This window comes from Cupriavidus sp. KB_39 (assembly GCF_052114485.1).
GTDB lineage: Bacteria > Pseudomonadota > Gammaproteobacteria > Burkholderiales > Burkholderiaceae > Cupriavidus.
On sequence record NZ_JBFREV010000017.1, the window covers coordinates 26,458 to 47,146 of the forward strand.

A 20,689-nucleotide genomic window follows, 5' to 3' on the forward strand; every position below is an offset into this window, starting at 1 on the left:
GTGGTGGCAGAAGTTCAGCGGCCCGCAGCGTAACAGTGGAAGCGGCCCTTCCGCAACCCGCGCGGGGGGCCCTGCGGCGTCCGTGGCCCTTGGGCTTGCCGGACATGCTGCCTATGATGGAAGGCACAACGCCAGATGCGACAGGAGACCACCATGACGAACCACACCTACAAGCTGGTCGAAATCGTCGGCTCATCCGCCGACGGCTGCGACGGTGCCATCCGCAACGCCATTGCCAAAGCCGGTGAAACCATCAAGAACATCGACTGGTTCGAAGTGATCGAAACGCGCGGCCATGTGCAGGACGGCAAGATCGCGCACTTCCAGGTCATGATCAAGGTGGGGTTCCGGGTGAACTGAGGCGCACCGCCCGGGCGCCCCGTGCGCCCGGGGCGCCTTGCACCGCATCCGCCAGCGCGCGTAGTGCGGGTTGCGGTGCCGCAACCAGCCAGGCCAGCATCTTGTCGACGAACGGCGCGTTGGCCGTCAGGGCCGCGCGCCGGACCCATGCGCGCGCGGGTATCTCGTGCCCGGCCAGCGCCAGCATGCGCGCGTGGTTGAAGCAGCCGCGGAAGTCCCCGCCCGCCGCGGCGCGACGGTAGTGGTCCGCCGCGCAGGCGAGGTTGCGCGCCACGTGCCAGCCATCTTCATAGAAGCCCCCGACGACGTTGAGCGACTTGGCATGGCCGCGTGCCGCCGCGCGCTCGAACCACGTGAAGGCGGCGGCGCGGCTGGCGGCCATGCCGCGCCCGAGCGCCAGCGACGTGGCGAAGTTGTACATCCCCCAATCGGAGCCGCGCAGGGCGGCGGTGTGGAACCAGTGCGTGGCGGCGCGCGCATCGGCCGCCGTGCCCCAGCCGTTCTCGTAGCAGCGGCCGACGAGGTTGGCGGCGCCGGCGTGCCCGCACAGCGCCGCCCGCTTGAACCAGTAGTGCGCGCGGGCGGCATCGGGCGGCAGGCCCCGCCCGGCGAGGAACCACTGGCCGAGCGTCATCTGCGCATCGAGCTGGCCGCTGACGGCTGCCGCGCCGAGCCAGCGTAGCGCCGGTCCGGGCGGGCCRGCCAGCACGTSGCGCAGGGYATCGGGCGCMAGCTGGCCCAGCTCCAGCGCGGAGGCCACGCGGAATGGCAGCGTATCCATCCTCCGTCTCCGGCTGTCAGTAGCGCAGCGTGAGGGTCAGCGTGGCGGCGCGGCCCGGCGCCATCGTGGCGTAGTGGTTGCGGTGCGCCTGCGCGTAGTAGGACTTGTCGGTCAGGTTCTGCAGATTGAGCTGCACGCTGGCGAACTTGCTCAGCCGGTACGCGGCCATCGCGTCGAAGCGCCAGTAGGCCGGCACCCACTTCGTATTGGCCTCGTTGCCCCAGACCTTGGACACGTAGTTGGCGCCGCCCCCGAGGATCAGGCCCGGCAGCACCTCGTAGGTGGACCAGAAGCTGAAGCTGTCAGCCGGGGTGTTCGGGAACGCGTTGCCGTCGGTGGCGCCGTTCGCCGTGCCCTTGCCGCCGTTCCGGCGCAGCGTGGCCTTCTGGTGGGTGTAGCCGCCGTACACGGCCCATCTGGCCGTGACGTTGCCGGCGAAGCCAAGTTCCACGCCATCCACGCGCCGCTCGCCGGCCATGCGCGCCGTGCCGTCCTGCTCGAGGATCCGCGTATTGTCCGTGTCGATGCGGAACACGGCGGCGGTCAGGGCCAGCTTCTCGCCCAGCACATCCCACTTGGTGCCCAACTCGAAAGCGCGGCTTTTCTCGGGCGCGAGCTGGTCGCCGCGATTGCCGGCGGCGTCGGTCGCCAGCGAATTGGATTCCGCCCCCTGGCCGAGGAACGAGCCCGCCGGCGTGGACGACGTGCCGAAGCTCGCATACACGCTGCCCCACGTCACCGGCTTGTAGACCGCGCCGAGCTGGTAGTTGACCAGCGTGTCCTGCCGCGAGAACTGGTTGCGCACGCCGCTGGCGTTGGGCGCCTGCGTCAGCGTGGTGTCATAGCGATCGAGCCGCAGGCCGGCATTGACCAGCCATTGCGGCGTGATCTCGGCTGAGTCGAACAGGTAGGCAGACAGCGTCCGGGTGCGCACATCGGTCGGCCGGTGGTTGCGCTGGATCGCGCCTGCCCACGGATCGGCCGGATTGGGATCGAACACGGTCGTGCAGTTGTAGCCGCTGGCCGCGCCGGCGCCATTGGCGCAGCGGCGGTCGCCGGTATCGACCTTGTAGGTATCCCAGTTGGCCTTCTCCTCGGAGAATTCGACGCCCGCCACGTACTTGTGGCCGATGGCGCCGGTACGGAAGGTGCCGGACAGGTCGGTCTGGTTGGCCACCGTGTCGACGGTGCCCACGCGGGTGTTGGCGCGCCGCCAGAGCAGGTTGTAGTAGGTGTTGCCGAGGTTGGAGTCCGGCTGGGTCCAGATGAAGTCCTGCTGGGTGCGCGCGAGCCGCGTCTGGTTTCGGAGCTTGAGCGCGGGGCTGAAATCGTGCTCGATACGCAGCGTGCCGGTGTCGTTCTGCTCCTTCTGGAAGTCACGGTTCAGCAGGCCGTAGTRGGTCTCGCGCGGCACGTCGAGCGGCCGGCCATCGCCGGTCGGGCGCACCCGGGGCCGCCCGTCCTTGCGGGCGGTGTGGGGCGCGTTGTTGTAGGGAATGCCGATGTCGGGCTGGTCGTCGGTCTGCAAGTGATACCAGGAGGCGGTGACGCGCGTGGCGGTGCCCAGCCCGATGGCGACGGACGGCGCCACGCCCCACCGGCTCACGCGCGCGGCGTCGCGCCCGGGGATGTCGCTGCTGTGGGACATCGCATTGAGCCGCACGGCGGCATGCTCGCCGATGCGCCAGTTGCCATCCACCGTCGCGCGCACGTACTCGGCATTGCCCACGCCGAGGGTGCCTTCGGCGAAGCGCTCCAGCCGGGGTGCTTTGCTCTGGATGTTGATCGTGCCGCCAGCGCCGCCCCGTCCGTCATAGGCGCCGGCCGGCCCCTTGTTGACCTGCACCGACTCCACGTTGAACATCTCGCGCGACTGCGCGCCGATGTCCCGGAAGCCATCGAGGAAGGTGCTGGCCTGCGCGTCATAGCCACGGATGAACGGCCGGTCGCCGATGGGATTGCCGCCTTCGCCCGCGCCGAACGTGATGCCCGGCACGGTGCGCAGCACCTCGGTCAGGCTGGTGGCGGCCGTCGTGCGGATGACCTCCTGCGGAATCACGCTGACCGAGCGCGCGGTGTCGCGCAGCGCTTCGGGGTCCTTGGGCGATCCGGTGGACGCGGCGCGGAAGCCGTCGTGGCGGTCTTCGTTGACGGTGACCGGTGGCAGCTCCACCTGCGCCAGCGCCGCCACGGGTGCGGCGGCGAGGGCCACGCCCACGGCCTGCGTCAGCCGGGGCAACGACGCCCCGGCACGGCCTTCTGATGCTTCGTCGGATTGGGACAATGTGGCCGATCCGGCCACGACGCGTGAGACCTGCATGACAACCCCCTGGTACGTGCTGATGTGTACAAATGCGAGCCATTCTCATTTGCGGGTGACGCGGGGGTCAAGGATCGAACTGCACCAAACCGCCTCAGCGGCTGGTGCGGTGACTCAATCGAACTGGTACGACCACAGCAGGTTGAAGCGCGGCGAGCGATGGCTCGCATTGGTGGGTTTGTCGCCCACCGGCTGGGCCACCGAGACGTCCATCGTGTAGTAGCGCCGGTCCGAAAAACGTAGGCCGATGGCCAGCGACTGCAGCGTCCGGTGCGAGAGCGACACGCTGTTCGAAACCACGCGCGCCATGTCCGCCACCAGGAACGGCTGGAGCGTCTTCAGGTAGGTGAAATCCACCGTGAACAGCCGGTTGAGTTCCGCCGAGGCGCCCCAGCCCTTGTCCCCGGCCACCTCGCCCGCCGGATAGCCGAGGCCGAAGAAGCGCCCGCCGAAGCTGATCTGCTCGCTCGACGCCAGCCGCTGGTCGCTGAACTGCCCGGCCGCCGAGAGCGCGATGCCGAAGCCGAACGGCAGGTCGTTGGCCTGCGAGACCAGCAGCCGGGTGCGCAGGAAGTTCAGATCATTCTGATTGTTTTCCCGATTCGCGCCGAGCGCGTCGAAGCCCTTGTAGAGGCCGAGCGTGGCGCTGCGCGTGACACCCTCCGCGCGTTGGACGTAGCCCATCTCCAGGCTCGCCACGCGCACGCTGGTGGACAGCTCCACCTGGCGGCCCGCGCCCGGCTGCACGGCCTGGGTGTAGCGCTCGAACTGGCTGTTCGCGTACATCCCGCCGGTCAGCGTCAGCGCGTGGCGGTTATTGAGGATGAGCGGATAGCTCAGCGTGCCGCCGAGCCGCTTCGAGTCGTTCACGTAGCGCGATTCGAAGCCGATTGGCGCCAGCGCGGCGTTCTCGGGCACGCCACGGTAGTGGGAGGCGGTGAGCTTGGCGMGCATGCCCTCGGTGCCGATCGGCTGCGCGTAGCTGGCCGCGTAGTACTCCTCGTTATCGCGCCCTTTCGGGAACAGCGTGGAGACCGAGAGCTGCTCGCCCAGCGGCGTCAGGCTGTTGGTGGTGGCCGTGGCGATGGCCCGCACGCCGGGGGACATCCACTCCACGCCGGTGCCGAACGTGAACGGCTTGCGCTTGACCTCAAGCACCATCTCGCAGGCGCCGTCCGTGGTGGTGGGCGGCTGCACGGTGGCCGCCACCTGCATGCCGGGCTGCTGCGCCAGCACGTTGACGTAGTGCTCGAAGCGCTCCTGGCGCAGCGGCCGGTCCTGCTTGAGCTGCTCGGCGATCTTGCGCAGCCGCGCTTCGGCGGGACCGGGCTTGCCTCGCACCGTGACGTTGGCGACGTAGCCCTCCACCACGGTGACCAGCACATCGCCATGCTCGAAGGACTGYGCCGGCACGAAGGCGAACGAGAGCGGGTAGCCGGCTTCCTTGTATAGCTGCGTGACGGACTCGGCGGCCTGGAGCAGTTCGGCGACGGTGATCTCGCGGTTGGCCAGCGGCGCAAACTTGGCGGCGATCTGGTCGAAGGGCAGCGTCCTGGCGCCCTCGATGCGGAAGTGGCGCGGCGTCAGGCGCGAGGCCAGCAGGTTCTGCAGGGCGGCGTCGGGCCGCTCCACCTGCACCGTGACGTTGCTGTCGGCCGGCTTGCTCGGCGCTATGCGCGGCAGGGTCTGGGTCGGGTCGCCTTGTACCGGGCCCCGTTCGGCAAAAGTGAGACTGCTGTGGCAGGCGCCGGCGCTGAGCAGCAGCGCGGCAACACGGACGCGTGGTCGCATGGCAATACCCCAAGGCAAGAAAGCACAGCTTCGCGGCTATGCGTGGCGTGCCACGGCGGGCGGGGATGCCGCTATCCCCGCCGCCTTGCGGTGGCCGCTACGCTTGTGTGTGCAGTGCGATGTCGATGGGAGGCCGTCAGCGYCGCGCGCCGGCGCCCGCGCCGAGGGCGCCWGTCAGGCCGCCGACCAGCCCGCCGACGAGGCCGGTGACTGGGGCGGTGATCGGGGCAAGCGGGTTYGCCGGCTTGCTTCCGCCCGTGCCGCCGCTGGGCGTCGGCGTGGTCGGCGCAGGGGTGGTCGTCGCCGGCGCGTTGCCGCCGGTCAGCCCGGCAACCAGGCCCGTCACCGGCGCAAGCGGGCCGGACGTCCCGGAGCCGCCGCCAGCGTTACCGCCCGTCAGGCCAGACGTGATGCCGCTGACCAGYCCCGTCACCGGCGCCAGCGGGCCAGCGCCGCCGCTGGSCGGGCCGTTCACTGCGCCACCGAGGGACGCCACCGTGTTGCCCGTGCCTGTGACGATGCCGCCCACGCCGGACACCACGGGCTTCTGCGTCGATTGCAGCGAGGTGCCGGCCGTCGCCAGCGCGCCGCCCACCGTGGTCAGCAGRTTGCTGACCGGCTGGCCGAGGCCGGTGGCCGCGCCGAGCGTCTGGGTGCTGCTGGTCAGCGTGGACGTGAGCGGCACGATGGCCTTGCTCACGCCGCTGGTCAGCTGCTCGACCGGGCCGGTGGAAAGCGCGGTGCCGAGCTTGCCGCCGGTATCGGTCACGGCGCCGCCGACTTGCGAGACCACGCCGCCGAGCGGGTTGGTGAGCGCCCCGAGCGGCGCCAGCGGGCCGCTGCCGAGGCCGCTGACCGCGCCGCCGGCGTTCGTCACCGCRTYGCCGACCTGSGCGACCACRCCACCGGTRCTGGCCACCGTGGTGCCCAGCGGGTTGGTGGCGTTCGGCATATTGCCGAGCCCGGCCTGCACGCCGTTGCCCAGCGTGTTCACGGCGCTGCCGAGCGAGGTCACCACGCCGGCCAGGCCGTTCTGCGTGGCCGGCGACACCACTGGCAGGTTCGCATCCTTGATGGCCGTGCCGACGTCGGTCACGGTATCGCCCACGCCCTTCACCACGCCGCCGGCGTTGCTGACGATGGTGCTGGTGGGCGTGAGCGCCACCGTGCTGCCGCCGCCGCCGTTGTCTCCACCTCCACCGCCGCCACCGCCGCCACCACCACCGCCGTTGTTGGCCGTATCCGTGCCGGTGCCGCCCGTACCACCCGTGCCGCCGAGGCCGGCGTTGTTGCTGCCCGAGCCATTCGAGCCACCTGAGCCGCTGGTGCCCATCGACGTGGAGCCGCTGCCGCTGGCGCAGCCGCCCAGCACGATGAGCGACCCGAGCAATGCCGACAGGGCGATGTGCTTCGCGAACGTTTGATTGCGCATGACCTTTTCCCTTTTGGTTTTTTCCCGACCTGCCACGAATGCGTGGCGGTACATGCCATGGCGCAAACGGTGTGCCATGGCCGGGAATGGCCGGCAACGGCCTGCGGGCATGCCATGCGAAGGGAGGGAAGGGGGCGCGGAGAGGCGCGTCAGGCAAGCGTTTGCGGGCGGCGGGCTCAAACGCCCGCATGAAGCGGGCGGGGCTGGCGCGCGGCGGCGGCGTGTGGCGTGGGCGGGAACACGTTACGTAGCACGTAACACGCCACACGGCGTTCCGGCAGCGTTCGGCAACGCACGCCGGGGCGCGACGCGATGGCCGGAGCGCCGCGCCGGGCAACGGTCTCCGGGCGGTGGCGAGGGCGTGCGGAGCGCCCGTATTGAACGTGCGCTTGATGCTGGCACACCGCTTGCGCGCATCGGCAAGCCCGAGGGATTCGAGCACACCACACCAGCACACCATAGGAGAYAGATCATGAGGTCAACGATGCAACGCGAACGTTCGGTGTCGGTCATCACCATCGCCTGTGGCGCCGTGCTGGCGCTGCTGGCCGGCTGCTCGTCGGGAGGTTCCGGCAGCGGCGCCTCGCCGAACGGGAACAACAACGTCACGCCGCCGCCGGCCACGCCGACCCCGGCTGCCTCGGTGGACACCACGCCCACCGCCAAGGTGACCGAAGGCGCCGGCAATACCGTGGTGGCCACCGGCAATGCCGTGAGCCAGATCGGCCAGCAGGTCAAGGACGCGAATCTGCCGGTGGTGCCGGATGCCGCGCAGAACGCTACCGGCGACGTGGTGATGAAGGCCGGCGACACCGTGGCCACGCTCGGCGTGGGCGTGCGGGAGGGGCTGGGCAAGATCGGCAGCGTGGACAACCCGCTCGGCGTCACTGTCGGCAACACCGGCAACGTGGTCACGCAGGCCGGCAAGACTGTAGTCAGCGCGGGCGATCTGGTCCAGTCGCTCGGCACGGAACAACTCTCGCCGCTGGCGCCCGTGACCCAGCCGGTGGGAGGCGTGGTGCAGACCGTGGGCGGCACCGTCATGCAGGTGGGCGGCAAGCTTGGCGACACCTTGTCCACCGGCCCCGTGGCGCAGCTCACCGGCAGCGCGAGCAAGGCCATCGTGCCGCTGACGACCAAGCTGACCGATACCACGCAGACCGTGGGCGGGGCCACCGGCCTGGGCGTCCCGGTCGACAACCTGCTGACCAAGCTGGGTAACACCGTGGCGACTGGCGGCAGCATGCTGACCAACGCCGGCAAGCCGATCGTCTCGCCGCTGGGCGGCGTGGTGACGGAGACCGGCAAGACCGTGGCCGCCGCCGGCGTGCTGCTGAACAACCGGAACGGCACGGGGGGCGGCACGGGCGGCAATCCGCTTGGCGGGCTGCTCAACAGCCTGCCGGTCGCCAATGCCAGCGGCAGCGGCGGCACCAATCCGCTGGCCCCGGTGACCGGCCTCGTCGGCACGGTAACCGGCGCGCTGACCAATGCGACCAACGGCACCGCCACCAGCGGCAATGCCGGCTCCCCGCTCAATGGCGTCACCGGCCTGCTGGGCGGCCTGACGCAACACTGACCCCCCCGAGCCTGAAGGTGGCTCGGGACTTTCCCTAGCCATCGCCCGGCTACTTTATGGTGCGCTGTCGTCCTTACCCCGCGCGGCGCATCCTTTTATTTCGTGCCGTGCAGCATCCCGCATCAGAACGTGCAGGACGCCGCACGGCACATTCGCTTTTATTGCCAGCGCGCGAACAATTCGGATCACGCTTTGCGCGGGGTTGCGTTGTTTCAAACGTCTGTCCCACTTTAAGCTAGGCCCCATTGGCATTCCCTTAGTTCCTATGGGGGGTATGGCTGGAGACATAGCATGTCTTATAAATGTTCTACCAGCGCCAAAAACAACAAAATCGCCGCTCAATGAAGCGGCGAACACAACCGGCATCCGGGCAGTGGCGCTGGCGGTCACGCGCAACACCCATCGGGATCGGAACTTCTTTTTTGTCGCTTCGGGAGTGCATCATGAAGAAGAACGTGCTGGCACGTTTCAGCCGCTACCAACGCGGCGCCACCGCCATTGAATATGGCCTCATCGTGGGCCTCATTGCCCTCGGCATCGTCACGGGGGCCACGGCCCTCGGCGACGGCCTCAGCCAGGGCTTCACCCAACTTTCCACCAAGGTCACCACGCTGTTCGGCGTGAAGAGCGGCAGCTAGCGGCCGCCGGCAATTCTCGACCCCTGTTGGCCACGCCGATCGCATCGGCGTGGATCGTCATGGCAATGCACCGGCCGCGGGCAGCACACGGACGGCCGGGCAAGCAACAGTGAGAGTGGTACCAAGTCGCGAAATGGCTGTCGGCGAACCTCCCCCGGCAACGGGGGAGGCCGCGCCTCCGGTTTGGCGCTAACAGAAGAGACCGGGTGAAGCATGTCATTACGGGCGAAGGCGACCCGACGCGGCCACATGGGGGTGGCGGCGCTCGAGTTCGCGATTGTGTTCCCGCTCCTGCTGACGCTGGTGCTGGGCATCGTGTACTACGGCATGGTGCTCGCGCTGCAGCAGGTGCTCACGCTCGCCGCCGAGGAAGGCGCGCGGGCCGCGCTGCGTTATCCGTTGACGTCGAACGGGGGCACGCTCGCCACCACCATCGACCTGCGGGTGTCCGCCGCGGCGCAGGCCGCGCGCGCCACGCTGCCCGATTCCCTCGCCACGCTGGTGCCCGCCGCCGATGTCGCGCAGGCCGTCGCCTGCTCCGCCCCGGCCGGTACCACCTGCGTGCGCGTCACGCTGAACCTGCCCACTACRTCGCTCCTGCCCAGCGTGCCGTTGGTGCSGGTGCCCGCCACGCTGACCGGTTCGGCCGTGGTGCAGATCTCCCCAGACATCTGAGAACGATCGCCGAGAAGAATTCCGAGAACCCAGCCATGTCGATGACACCCGGAGCACCCACATGAACAGCAGGCAGATACGGATGGCGGCCGTCGCGCTGCTGGTGCTGGCGGCGCTGCTGGCGCTGCTGGCCTGGCAGGTGGCGCGTCAGGCCGCGGTGCCGCAGCCGGTGCAGGGCGCCGCGCCCATGCATGCCGTGGTGGTCACCACGCGCGCGGTGGAGGCCGGCAAGCCGCTGCCCGCCGACGCGCTCAAGGTCATGCAACTGCCGATCGACCCGACCGGCGCCTACCAGGACGTAGCGCGCGTGACCGGSCAGGTGCCCGTGGTGGCGCTCGGCGCCAAYGTGCCCGTGCTCGAAGGCCAGTTGCTGGCCGGGCTGGCGCGTCAGGTGCCCGAGGGCCAGCGCGCCATGGCGGTGGCGGTGGACGAGGTGATCGGCGTCGGYCATCAGGTGCAGCCGGGCGACTATGTCGATGTCTTCGTCGTCCTGCGCCGCGACAGCCAGGAAATTGCCGACAGCCAGGCGCGCATGCTGCTCTCCCGGCTGCGCGTGCTGGCCTACGGCGCCAGCGCGGTCAACGAGGCGAAGCGAGCCGAGGGCGGCGAGCAGATGATGGCCCGCCGCGAGGGCGCCAAGACGGCGGTGCTTTCGGTGCCGCTGGAACAGGTCAGCAAGCTGGTCATGGCGCAGCAGGCCGGACGCCTGACGCTGGCGCTGCGCAACCCCAGGGACGAGACCATGCCAGGCGATGGCCTGCTCGCCGAGCCGCTGGCAAGGCTGGTCGGCACGGGGCCGGTGCGGCCTGCGGCGCAGGCCGTGGCACCCATTGCCCCCTCCATGCCAGCCCCCGCCGTGGCGCGGCCGGCATCGAACGACACCCGAAGCGGCGTGGAGATGATCCGCGCCGGCCGCCGAGACATCGAATAACGGACCCCACGGCATGCCCACCCCCACGCGTTACCGCGCCCTCGCACGCCCCGAGGCCTATCTATATAGAAGGATGATTCTGGCGATGGCGCTCGCGCTGGCCGCCGGCGCGGCGCTGCTGCCCGCCCGCGCCCCGGCGCAGGAGTCGCCGCCAGCCCCCCGCACGCTGCGGCTGCTGGCCGGCGCGCAGCAGGAAATCCGCCCCGGCCAGCCGCTGGAGCGCGTGGCGGTGGGCAACCCCGCCGTGGCGGACGCGCTGCTGCTCAAGCATCGCGACGGCCCGCCCAGCGTGCTCGTGGTGGCGAAGAAGCCCGGCGCCACCGACCTCAAGCTCTGGACCCGCAACGCCGCCCCGGTCAGCTACACGGTGCGGGTGGACGCCGTGGCGGCCGACGCCGATGGCGCGCAGGTCGATGTCTCGGCGGCCGGCGCCACCATCAGCGGCCAGTCGCCGGACGCCGCCGCCGCGTACCGGGCCCAGCAGGCCGCCCGCGCCGCAGTAGGTGGGACAGCAAGCGGAGCCGACGGCAAGCCGGGTGGCGTGGTCGTCGATCGCTCCACGCTGCCGGTCTCGGGCACGGTGCAGGTCGATGTGAAGGTGGTGGAGATCAGCAAGACCGTGCTCAAGGAGGTGGGCCTCAACTTCATCCGCAACAAGGGCGGCTTCACGTTCGCGCAGTTCAGCCCGTCGTCGCTGACCAAGGTCGATTTCACGTCCGGCGTGGGCACGGCCGGCGAGATGGTGTCGCCGATCAGCAGCGCGTTCAACCTGATCGCCGCGTCGGCCTCGAAGGGCATTTTCGCCAACCTGAGCCTGCTGGAGGCCAACGGCATGGTGCGCGTGCTGGCCGAGCCGAGCCTGGTGGCGCTGTCCGGGCAGAGCGCCAGCTTCCTGGCCGGCGGCGAGATCCCGATTCCGGTGCCGCAGGCGCTGGGCACCACCACCATCCAGTTCAAGCCGTTCGGCATCGGGCTGACGGTGTCGCCGACGGTGTTGTCCGGCCAGCGCATCGCGCTGAAGGTGGCGCCCGAGGCCAGCGACCTCGACCCCTCGCGCGGCATCCAGATCAACGGCGCGTCGGTGCCGGCCATCGTCACGCGCCGGGCGGACACCACCGTGGAGCTCGGCGATGGCGAGAGCTTCGTCATCGGCGGGCTGGTCAGCCGCAACACGGTCAGCAACGTCAGCAAGATTCCGTTTCTGGGCGACCTGCCGATCCTCGGCAGCTTCTTCAAGAACCTGAACTTCCATCAGGAGGACCGCGAGCTGATGATCGTCGTCACGCCGCATCTGGTGAAGCCGCTGGCCAAGGATGCGCCGGCGGTGGCGGGCGTGGGTGGCGACGACGGCCGCACCAGCAGCGACCCCAACGTCTGGGGCCGCTTCATGCTCGGCGAGTTCGCCGACCCCACGCTGCCCGGCTTCTCGAGGTAAGACCATGGACGCCCAGACCGAGGTCTTCCTGCTCAACACCGCGCGCGAYGAYGTGCGCCACTGGCTGGCCGGCGCGCTGGTGGGGCTYGGCACGCTGGTGGTGGAGGCCAGCTCGCAGGAGGCGGTTGCCGACCAGATCAGCGCGCTCCGGCCCGGACTGGTGTTTCTCGATTTCACGGCGCCGCACGCGGTGGCCTCGACGCGCCTGGCCGAACAGGTGACGCGCCTGTTCCCGCAGGTGCCGCTGGTGGCCGTGGGCCACGCCACCGAGCCGGACACCATGCTGGCCGCGCTGCGCGCCGGCGTGCGGGACTTTATCGACCTGCACGGCGCCACCACGCAGGCCAAGGGCGCCGTGCAGCGGCTGATGGTGCCGCGCGCCGCGCTGCGCACCGACGTTCGCGCCGTGGAGCCGGCGCGGCACGGCAAGGTGGTGGCGATGCTGGGCGCGCGTCAGGGCGTGGGCGTGACCAGCGCCGCCGTGAACCTCGCGGCGGCGGTGCGCCAGCGCRGCGCCAGCGAGGTGCTGCTGCTCGACCTCGGCCTGCCGGCGCGCGACGGCGCGCTGTACCTCAATATCGCCCCCGAATTTCATTTCGCCGAGGCGGTGCGCAACCTGCGCCGCTTCGATCAGGTGTTCGTGCGCACCGCGCTGGCGCGCCACGCCAACGGCGTGTCCGTGCTGCCGCTGCCGGGCACGCTGTCCGAGCTGCGCGATGTCTCGTACTCGGAGGCCCTGACCCTGCTGGACCGCCTGCGCGCCTTCTTCGACCTCCAGGTGGTGGACCTCGGCGGCTTCTCCAATGCCGAGTTCATGGCCCAGATCGTCAAGGCGGCCGATGCCGTGGTGATCGTCACCGAGCAGAGCGTGGGCGCCATCGTCTCCGCCGTGGAGCTGGTGCAGGAGCTGCGCAAGCGTGAGATCGAGCGGGACGACCTGCACCTGCTGGTGTCCCGCTTCGACCCGCARCTGGGCGTGGACGCCGCGCAGGTGGCCGAACGGGTGGGTGTGGCATCGGTCRGCACCCTGCCGGAACGGCGCGGCGCGCTGCTGCGCGCGGCCAACCGGGGCGCGGTGCTGGCGGACGACGACGCGGCAGACCCCTACGTGCGCGCGCTGGGCACGCTGATGGCGCGGCTGGGCTAYGCCGCCGCGCCGGGCGAGGCACGCAGCATCCTGGCGCGGATGAAGGACAGGCTGCCGGAGGCGCTGCGCGCCGTCCGCACCGGCACCTGATCAGGAAGCTGGAATCAAGCTGGAACTGACATGACCCAAGCGATCGAATTTTCGGACAACGCCGCCGCACCGTTTCCTGTCTCGCAGGAGTTCCACACGATCAAGGAAGCGGCGCACGAACACCTGCTCACGCGCATCGAGGAACTCGGCGCCGAGTTCGGCCGATGGTCGCGCACGGCGATTCATCGGTTCGTGGACCTGGAGCTGGAGAGCTTCACCCGGCTGCGCCGCATCCCGATCAACGAGGCCGAGCTGCGCCAGATGGCCGAGGCGCTGACCAAGGAGCTGGCCGGCTTCGGCCCCATCGAGGACCTGCTCAACGACCCGGCCGTGGAAGACATCCTCGTGAATGGGCACCTGGACGTCTACGTGTCGCGCCACGGCGTGCTGGAGCGGATTCCGGTGCGTTTTGCCGATGGCGGACACCTGCTGCGCATCGTGCGCCGCATCCTGGCGCCGATTGGCCGGCGGCTGGACGAGTCCAATCCGATGGTGGATGCGCGCCTGCCGGACGGCGGGCGCATCAACGTGATCATCCCGCCGCTGGCGCTGGAAGGCCCGGTGGTGTCCATCCGCAAGTTCCGCAAGGACCCGCTGACGCCGGCCGACCTGCAGGCGCTGGGCACCATGAGCCCGGAGATCAGCGAGCTGCTGGACGCCGCCGTGCGCGCCCGCTGCAACATCCTGGTCAGCGGCGGCACCAGTTCGGGCAAGACCTCGCTGCTCAACGCGCTGGCCACCTTCGTGCCGGCCACGGAGCGTGTGATCACCATCGAGGACACCGCCGAGCTGGCGCTCAACCACCCGCACGTGGTGCGGCTGGAGAGCCGGCCCGGCGGCTTCGAGGGGACCGGCACGGTCACCATCCGCGACCTGCTGCGCAACAGCCTGCGCATGCGGCCAGACCGCATCATCGTGGGCGAAGTGCGCGGCGGCGAGGTGCTGGAGATGCTCCAGGCCATGAGCACCGGGCACGATGGCTCGATGGGCACGATCCACGCCAGCAGCCCGCGCGAATGCCTGTACCGGCTGGAAATGCTGGCCGGCTTCGCCGGCTTCCAGGGCAGCGAGGTGAGCCTGCGCCGGCAGATCGCCAACGCCATCGACTTCATCGTGCAGATCGGGCGGCTGTCGAGCGGCAAGCGCCGCATCCTGTCGATTACCGAGGTGACCGGCCTGGGCGACAACATCATCTCCACGCAGGAACTCTACCGGCACGAGCCGGTGCAGAACGCGGACGGCACCGAGGGCGACCGCTGGCAGTCGCTCGGCATCCTGCCGCACTCGCCCAAGCTCGCGCGCATGCGGCCCGCGAACTTCGGGCTCGATGACCGGTTCGACCTCTGACATGGCGGTCGCCGGCCTGCTCATCGCCTCCATCGCCCTGGTGCTGCTCGGCACCGGGCTGCTGCTGCTCGCCACGGCCCGCGCGCGCGGGCAGGCGGAGCACGCGCGCGCCCATCTCACCGCCCAGACCGAGCAGGTGCGGGCGCGCTACGCCACCGCCGCCGACCCGGCCCCGCAAGCCGGCGCGCGCGACCTGCGCCGCCGCGGGACCGACCTGTTGCGCCGCGCCGACCTCGCGCCSACGCGCGCCACGGCGCTGCGCTGGGGCRCCCCGGTGGCCACGCTGGTGCTGTTCGGCGGCCTGATSGGCGGYGCGSTGGGCGCGGGSGCGATGTTGGTGACGGGCGTGGCGCTGGCGGCYTTCCTGCTCTGGGTGCGCATCCGGCGCGTGCGCGAGAAGATGCTGCGCCAGTTGCCCGGCTTTCTCGATGGCGTGGTGCGGCTGATGACCATCGGCAGCAGCGTGCCGGCCGCCTTCCAGAACTCCGTGGCGAACACCGAGGCGCCGCTGCGCCAGTGCCTGGTGCAGGCCATCCACCTCCAGCGCGCCGGCAAGGAACTCGAYCAGGCGGTGCTGATGGTGGGCCGCGCCTATGACCTSKCCGAACTSGTGATCGTGTCGTCGGTGCTGCGCCTGTCCGTGCGCTACGGCGGCCGGGCCGATGTGGTGATGGAGCGCACCGCCACCTTCATGCGCGACCGCGAGGAAGCGCAGCGCGAGCTGATGGCGCTGTCGGCGGAGACGCGGCTGTCGGCGTGGGTGCTGGGACTGCTGCCGCTGGTGGTGGCCGGCGGCCTGTTCGTGATGAACGCCGGCTACATCCTGCTGATGTGGCGCGACCCGATGGGCAAGGCGATGCTGCTGACCGCGCTGGGGCTGGAGGTGGTCGGCGCCCTCCTGCTGTATCGGCTGGCCAAGTCGATATGAGGGCGCGCGCATGGGCATGACKATCGACATGACGACCCTGCTCTCGATGAGCCTGCTGGCCGCCGCCGGGGCGGCGGGGCTGCTCGCGTGGCCGCTGGTGCGGCAATGGCGCCAGCGCCGCGCCACCACGCGCACGCTGGACGCCGCGCTGGACCGGCAGGCGGCACGCGCAGCGGCCACGCCARCTTCGCCACCGGCCGCCGCGCCCGCGACAGCGCCTGCCGCATCGCCCGATCCCGCTACGCCGGGCGCACGCTTCGGCGAGATCTGGCTCAGCTCGAAGCTGGGCCGCGCCGTGATCACCGCCGAGGAACAGCGGCTGCTGGAGCAGTGCGGCTACTACGGCGTGCGTCCGCGCGCAGTGTTTGGCGGGCTGCGCGTGGCGGTGCCCGTTGCGCTGGCGCTGGCGGTCTTCGCCTGGCGGCTGCCGGTGTCGCTGGCGGGGGCCATCGGCTGGGGCTTCGTCACCTTCGCGGTGGGCTTCCTGCTGCCCAAGCTGGCCCTGCGCCGCCGCGCGAAGCAGCGGCTGGCGCGGGTGGCGGACGAACTGCCGGTGCTGATCGACATGCTGCGGCTCCTGCAGGGCGTGGGGCTGTCCATCGACCAGAGCCTCCAGATCATCGTGGTCGAGTTCGGCAGCATGCTGCACGTGCTCGGCCCCGAGTTGCAGCGCGCGAACCAGCAGTTCGCCTCGGGCCGCTCGCGCGAGCAGACGCTGCAGCGCATCGGCAAGCTGTTCGACGATGAAGACCTCAAGGGCCTGATCACGCTGCTGACGCAGGTGGACCGCCACGGCGGSGCSGTGCAGGAGCCGCTGCGCCAGTTCGGCGAGCGGCTGCAGACSGCGCGCAAGGCGCGCATGAAGGACAAGATCGGCCGGCTCACGGTGAAGATGACCGGCGTGATGGTGGTCAGCCTGCTGCCGGTGCTGCTGATCCTCACCGCCGGCCCGGGCTTCCTGGGCGTGATTCGCATGCTGGCGCGCATGAACGGAGGGCACTGAATGACGAAACCGATGATCGCCATGGTCGTGACACTGCTGCTGGCGGGCTGCGCGAGCCAGAGCCAGCAGAGCGCCGAGGCGCTGGCGCAGCAGGCGGAGGCGCAGATCGCGCTGGCCAAGCTGCGCGACAAGGAGGCCCGCGCCGAGTACAACGACCAGGCCGTCTACCTCGGCCTGATCGCCCGGATGCAGCAGGAGGGGCTGTATTTCGCCTCGCTGGCGCATATCGACGCCTTCCAGCGGCGCTTCGGCACCCAGCCGGGCGTGCAGTTGATGCGCGCCGCCGCGCTGCGCGAGACCGGCCAGGACGACGCGGCGCTGGCCGCCTACCGCGAGCTGCTGAGCACCGACCGCGCCGCCGCCGCGCATCACGGCATCGGACTGGTGCTGGGACGGCAGGGCGATTTCGTGCGCGCCGCCGTTTCGCTGCGGCAGGCCGCCACGCTCGATCCGGTGAACCCGCAGGTGGCCAACGACCTCGGCTACGCGCTGATGCGCGGCGGCGCGCTGCAGGACGCGCGCATTCCGGTGATGCAGGCGCTGCAGCTGGACGGCAGCAACCCCCGCATCGTCAGCAATGCGGCGGTATGGCTGTGGGCGAGCGGCAAGCGCGCCGAGGCCAACGCGATGATGCAGCGGGCCGCCATGCCCGAGACCACGCGGACCGCCATCCGCAAGGAAGGCGACCGAGTCGCCCGCGCGGCGCTGGCCCGCGAGCGCACGCCCGCCACCAAGCCGCTGGCGCTGCTGGCCCCGGCCAACGCCATCGCCATCGCTGCTTCAGGAGCCGCACAATGACCATCCGTCGATTTTCCAGTGTCGTGGCGCTGCTGGCGCTGCTGATCGCCGCGCCGGTATCGGCCCAGCCCGCCGCCCCCCAGCCAACGACCGCCCAACTCCCGGTCGGCCAGCAGACGCGCACGCTGTTGGAGATCCAGCGCAACGGCTCGCAGGCCGGCGCGGCGATCCCGCTCGGCGGCGAGCAGGCCGCCATCGGCTATGAGCGATATATGCGCAGCTTCCGCTACGAGCTGCCGGAGTTTTTCACCAGCCAGGCCACCGGCAGCCCACTGCGCGGCGGCGCCGGCAGCGGTACGCCMGCCGTGCCCAACGGGCAGTAAGGCCACGGCCATGCGTCCGCTCCGAGCCCATCGCCACGCGCGCGGCGCCGTCAGCCTGATGGCGGCGCTGCTGATCGCCACGGTCGGCGTAGCCGCGCTGGTGTCGATCGACGTCGGCCATGTGTTCTACAGCCAGCGCCAGTTGCAGAAGATGGTCGATCTGGCCGCGCTCTCGGGCGCGCAGCAACTCAAGCGGGCCGCCGACCTGCCCACCACCACGGCCAGCGTGCTCGGCAGCGTGACGGCGGCGGCGGCGCAGAACGGCTATGCGTCGGGCGTGAGCGCCAATTGCGCCGATGTGGCCGGCGGCGGCGCCGATGGCCTGCGCGCTTGCCTGGGCCTGTGGGACCCGGCCAACCCGGCCAACGGCGACAGCGTGCGCCACTTCAACGCCGCCTATCCGGCCGCCACCGTCTCGCCCAACGCGGTGCGCGTGCAGGCCACCTACACGGTGCCGGTGCTGTTCGTGCTGCCTGGCACGGCATCCCGGCAGTTGCGCGCGGAGGCCATCGCGGCCGGCAGCCCGCCCGTGGCGTCGTTCACGCTCGGCAGCGGCGTGCTCGACGTCTCCACGGCCAGCGGCATGCTCGGCCTGCTGCTCGGCAACACGGTGACCCTGTCCGTGCTGGACTGGAGCGGGCTGGTCGGCGCCAAYGTCACGCTGGAGCAGCTTCGCCTGCAAGCCGGCGTGGGCACCATCGACCAGCTGCTCAACGCCACGCTGTCGATCCAGCAGTTCTACGCGCTGGTGCTCGGCGCGGCGGGCAAGAGCGCGCTGCTGAACGCGGCGCTTGGCAGCCCGGTGACGCAGCTGGGGGTGAGCGGGATTGGCACCACGGTGACGCTGGCGAAGATGCTCGATCTGGGCGTGCTCACGCCGGCGGCCTCGTCGGCGGCGGAGGTGGCCGTGAACGTGGCCTCGCTGCTGACCACGGCGGCCTACGTGGCGCGCGGGACCAGTGCGATCGACCTGGACAAGATCTCGGTCAACGTCGGCCTCGGCTCGGTGGGCGGCAAGCTCTATATCGTGCAGCCGCCGCAGGTGGCGGTGGGGCCGGCGCGGCAGTTGCCCGGCGGCACGTGGCAGACCACGGCCACCACGGCGCAACTGGGGCTGTGGCTGGCGGTGAAGGCCAATCTGCCCGTGCTGGGGCTGGCCAGCGCAGACGTCAACCTGCCGGTCTGGGTGCGCGTGGGGCAGGCGCGGGGCGACCTGACCAACGTCCAGTGCGCGGCCAACCCGGCGCAGCGGCGCGCCACGGTCAACGTGATCCCGGACGTGCTGACCACCTGCGTGGCCGATGGGGCGAAGCCGCAGTGCGCGCCGGCGGCGACGGTGGTGGAGCTGGCCTCGGTGAAGGTGCTTGCCGGCGTGCTGTCGACCAGGGTCGTCGCCAATCCCAAGCCGGATGTCACGCCGATGAACCCGCTCAACGACGTGGTGCTGGCGCCGGGCGGCAGCGCCACCACGTCATCGACCAAGCCGTTGTCCCGCGCCATCACGGACATGGTCCGCAACCTCAACCCCGATGTGACGGTGGGCCTTGGCGTGCTGGGCATCCCGCTGAACGTCGGGGCCTTGCTCGATGCCCTGCTGCCTCCCATCGCGGGCCTGCTGGACGCCCTGCTTATCCCGCTGACGTCCACGCTCGGCATCCGGCTCGGCAATGCCGACCTGTGGCTGAACGGGGTCGATTGCAACAACGCCGAACTGGTCTACTGAAGGTCTACTGAAGCGAACCATCATGAAAGCCGACCGCTGGGCCTACGAGACCCTGGAAGTCTATGTCTGGGAAGGCAAATACGAGATTGCCGACCGCGTGGCGCGCTTCCTGACGCCGCTGGGCGTGGAGGTGATCCGCGCCGGCGCGCTGGACGCGCTGCCSGCCGAGCCGCGCGTGAAGCCGTGCATCGCYGTSATCAGCGCCTCGGCCATCGGCGCGGCCAAGTTCACGCTCGACTGGGAGGCCGCSCACGGCATGCCGGTGATCTGGGTGGGCGCGCCGGACCGGGAAGTCGACCCCGGCCGCTTTCCGCCCGAGTACGCGCACATCCTGCCGCACGACTTCACCGGCGCCGACCTGCGCACGCAGATCGGCAAGCTGATGCCGCAACTGCTGGCCGCCGCCGCTACCGGCCCGGACGTGGCCGACCTCGTCGCCGGCTCGCCGGCCATGCTGCAGCTGATGTCGCACGTCGACACCTACGCGGACTTCGGCAGCAACGTGATGCTGTACGGCGAGACTGGCGCCGGCAAGGAGCGCATCGCGCGGCTGTTCCACGAGCGCAATACCCGCTACGGCAAGGGGCCGTTCGTCGCCGTGAACTGCGGGGCGATTCCGGACGGGCTGTTCGAGTCCCAGTTCTTCGGCCACGCCAAGGGCGCGTTCACGGGGGCGATGTTCGCCCACCGGGGCTACTTCGAGCAGGCCACCGGCGGCACGCTGTTCCTCGATGAAATCGGCGATTTGCCGCTGTTCCAGCAGGTCAAGCTGCTGCGGGTKCTGGAGGAAAACGCGCTGACGCGGCTGGGATCGACCATGCCGGTGAAGCTGGACTTCCGGCTCGTGGCGGCCACCAACAAGGACCTGCGCGAGGCGGTGAGCCAGGGCCGCTTCCGCGCCGACCTCTATTTCCGGCTGGCCGTGATCGAGCTGCGCATCCCCAGCCTGGAGGACCGTGGCGCGGCGGACAAGGTGGGCCTGCTGGTSTCCTTCCTGCGCCATATGCTCGGCCCGGCCGGCTTCGACGCCCTGCCGCCGCTGCCGGACTGGCTGCGCGGCGCCGTAGGCACGGCGTTCTTCATCGGCAATGTGCGGGAGCTGCGCAACCTGGCCGAGCGGATCGGCATCACCGTGCAGCAGTGCGGCCATTGGGACGAGGAACGCATCCGCCCGCTGTTCCGCGCGCTGCGCCCGGGTGCCTTCGACGGCACCGAGCGCGCCGACCCGCGTGGCGACGCCGAGGAGCGCCGCCGCATCATCGCGGCGCTGGACGCCAACGGCTGGCGCCGGCAGGACACCGCCGCCTGCCTCGGCATCAGCCGCAAGGTGCTGTGGGAGAAGATGCGCAAGTACCAGATCGCCGACAGCGAAGCGGAGCCGGCCTGAG

18 protein-coding genes are annotated in these 20,689 nt (G+C 70.5%); 14 read left to right on the forward strand and 4 right to left on the reverse strand.

What is annotated here, in order from left to right; genetic code table 11:
* Positions 1–153 precede the first annotated feature (153 nt).
* Positions 154–360, forward strand: coding sequence for a dodecin (locus AB4Z27_RS14645; RefSeq protein ID WP_092296046.1), 207 nt, complete (start codon positions 154–156; stop codon positions 358–360).
* Here the strand turns inward: AB4Z27_RS14645 and AB4Z27_RS14650 are convergent.
* The 4 genes from AB4Z27_RS14650 to AB4Z27_RS14665 form a co-directional block, all read right to left on the reverse strand.
* Positions 335–1,141 carry a tetratricopeptide repeat protein gene (locus tag AB4Z27_RS14650; RefSeq protein ID WP_441644668.1) on the reverse strand — a complete coding sequence of 269 codons (807 nt, stop codon included), beginning with the start codon at positions 1,139–1,141 and terminating at the stop codon, positions 335–337. The genes AB4Z27_RS14645 and AB4Z27_RS14650 overlap by 26 nt on opposite strands.
* Positions 1,142–1,157: 16 nt before the next feature.
* On the reverse strand, positions 1,158–3,461 hold the full coding sequence (locus AB4Z27_RS14655; RefSeq protein ID WP_441644669.1) for a TonB-dependent receptor: 2,304 nt from the start codon (positions 3,459–3,461) through the stop codon (positions 1,158–1,160).
* Between the two features lie 114 nt (positions 3,462–3,575).
* Positions 3,576–5,252, reverse strand: a complete 1,677-nt coding sequence (locus tag AB4Z27_RS14660) for a ShlB/FhaC/HecB family hemolysin secretion/activation protein (protein WP_441644670.1) — start codon at positions 5,250–5,252, stop codon at positions 3,576–3,578.
* A gap of 136 nt (positions 5,253–5,388) precedes the next feature.
* Entirely contained in the window at positions 5,389–6,684 is a 1,296-nt protein-coding gene (locus AB4Z27_RS14665; RefSeq protein ID WP_441644671.1) for a collagen-like triple helix repeat-containing protein, read from the reverse strand.
* A 484-nt stretch (positions 6,685–7,168) separates the two neighbouring features.
* Between AB4Z27_RS14665 and AB4Z27_RS14670 the strand changes: the two genes are divergently transcribed.
* The 13 genes from AB4Z27_RS14670 (at position 7,169) to AB4Z27_RS14730 (ending at position 20,688) form a co-directional block, all read left to right on the forward strand.
* Positions 7,169–8,263, forward strand: coding sequence for a collagen-like triple helix repeat-containing protein (locus AB4Z27_RS14670; protein WP_441592668.1), 1,095 nt, complete (start codon positions 7,169–7,171; stop codon positions 8,261–8,263).
* Positions 8,264–8,706: 443 nt separating this feature from the next.
* Positions 8,707–8,901 (forward strand): Flp family type IVb pilin, encoded by a 195-nt coding sequence (locus AB4Z27_RS14675; RefSeq protein WP_092296028.1) that lies wholly within the window; start codon positions 8,707–8,709, stop codon positions 8,899–8,901.
* Between the two features lie 213 nt (positions 8,902–9,114).
* The gene (locus AB4Z27_RS14680; RefSeq protein ID WP_441644672.1) at positions 9,115–9,576 is read left to right on the forward strand and encodes a TadE/TadG family type IV pilus assembly protein; all 462 of its coding nucleotides are present in this window, start codon (positions 9,115–9,117) and stop codon (positions 9,574–9,576) included.
* Positions 9,577–9,637: 61 nt separating this feature from the next.
* Positions 9,638–10,507: a Flp pilus assembly protein CpaB gene (cpaB, locus tag AB4Z27_RS14685; protein WP_092296023.1), complete on the forward strand. Its 870-nt coding sequence runs from the start codon at positions 9,638–9,640 to the stop codon at positions 10,505–10,507.
* Positions 10,508–10,580: 73 nt separating this feature from the next.
* Positions 10,581–11,942, forward strand: coding sequence for a type II and III secretion system protein family protein (locus AB4Z27_RS14690; protein WP_369823445.1), 1,362 nt, complete (start codon positions 10,581–10,583; stop codon positions 11,940–11,942).
* 4 nt (positions 11,943–11,946) lie between these two features.
* Complete coding sequence (locus AB4Z27_RS14695) at positions 11,947–13,179, forward strand: pilus assembly protein (protein ID WP_441644673.1); 1,233 nt, start codon at positions 11,947–11,949, stop codon at positions 13,177–13,179.
* 30 nt (positions 13,180–13,209) lie between these two features.
* Positions 13,210–14,526: a CpaF family protein gene (locus AB4Z27_RS14700; protein ID WP_092296014.1), complete on the forward strand. Its 1,317-nt coding sequence runs from the start codon at positions 13,210–13,212 to the stop codon at positions 14,524–14,526.
* A gap of 1 nt (position 14,527) precedes the next feature.
* Positions 14,528–15,454, forward strand: a complete 927-nt coding sequence (locus AB4Z27_RS14705; protein WP_441644695.1) for a type II secretion system F family protein — start codon at positions 14,528–14,530, stop codon at positions 15,452–15,454.
* A gap of 22 nt (positions 15,455–15,476) precedes the next feature.
* A complete protein-coding gene (locus AB4Z27_RS14710; RefSeq protein WP_441644696.1) occupies positions 15,477–16,457 on the forward strand; it encodes a type II secretion system F family protein in 981 nt (326 codons plus the stop codon).
* Complete coding sequence (locus tag AB4Z27_RS14715) at positions 16,458–17,255, forward strand: pilus assembly protein TadD (RefSeq protein ID WP_441644674.1); 798 nt, start codon at positions 16,458–16,460, stop codon at positions 17,253–17,255. It abuts the gene before it with no gap.
* Positions 17,252–17,578 (forward strand): DUF3613 domain-containing protein, encoded by a 327-nt coding sequence (locus AB4Z27_RS14720; RefSeq protein WP_441644675.1) that lies wholly within the window; start codon positions 17,252–17,254, stop codon positions 17,576–17,578. The genes AB4Z27_RS14715 and AB4Z27_RS14720 overlap by 4 nt, the downstream gene beginning before the upstream one ends.
* A 10-nt stretch (positions 17,579–17,588) precedes the next feature.
* Positions 17,589–19,301, forward strand: coding sequence for a TadG family pilus assembly protein (locus AB4Z27_RS14725; RefSeq protein WP_441592665.1), 1,713 nt, complete (start codon positions 17,589–17,591; stop codon positions 19,299–19,301).
* A 22-nt stretch (positions 19,302–19,323) separates the two neighbouring features.
* On the forward strand, positions 19,324–20,688 hold the full coding sequence (locus AB4Z27_RS14730; protein WP_092296006.1) for a sigma 54-interacting transcriptional regulator: 1,365 nt from the start codon (positions 19,324–19,326) through the stop codon (positions 20,686–20,688).
* The last annotated feature ends 1 nt before the right edge of the window (position 20,689 follow it).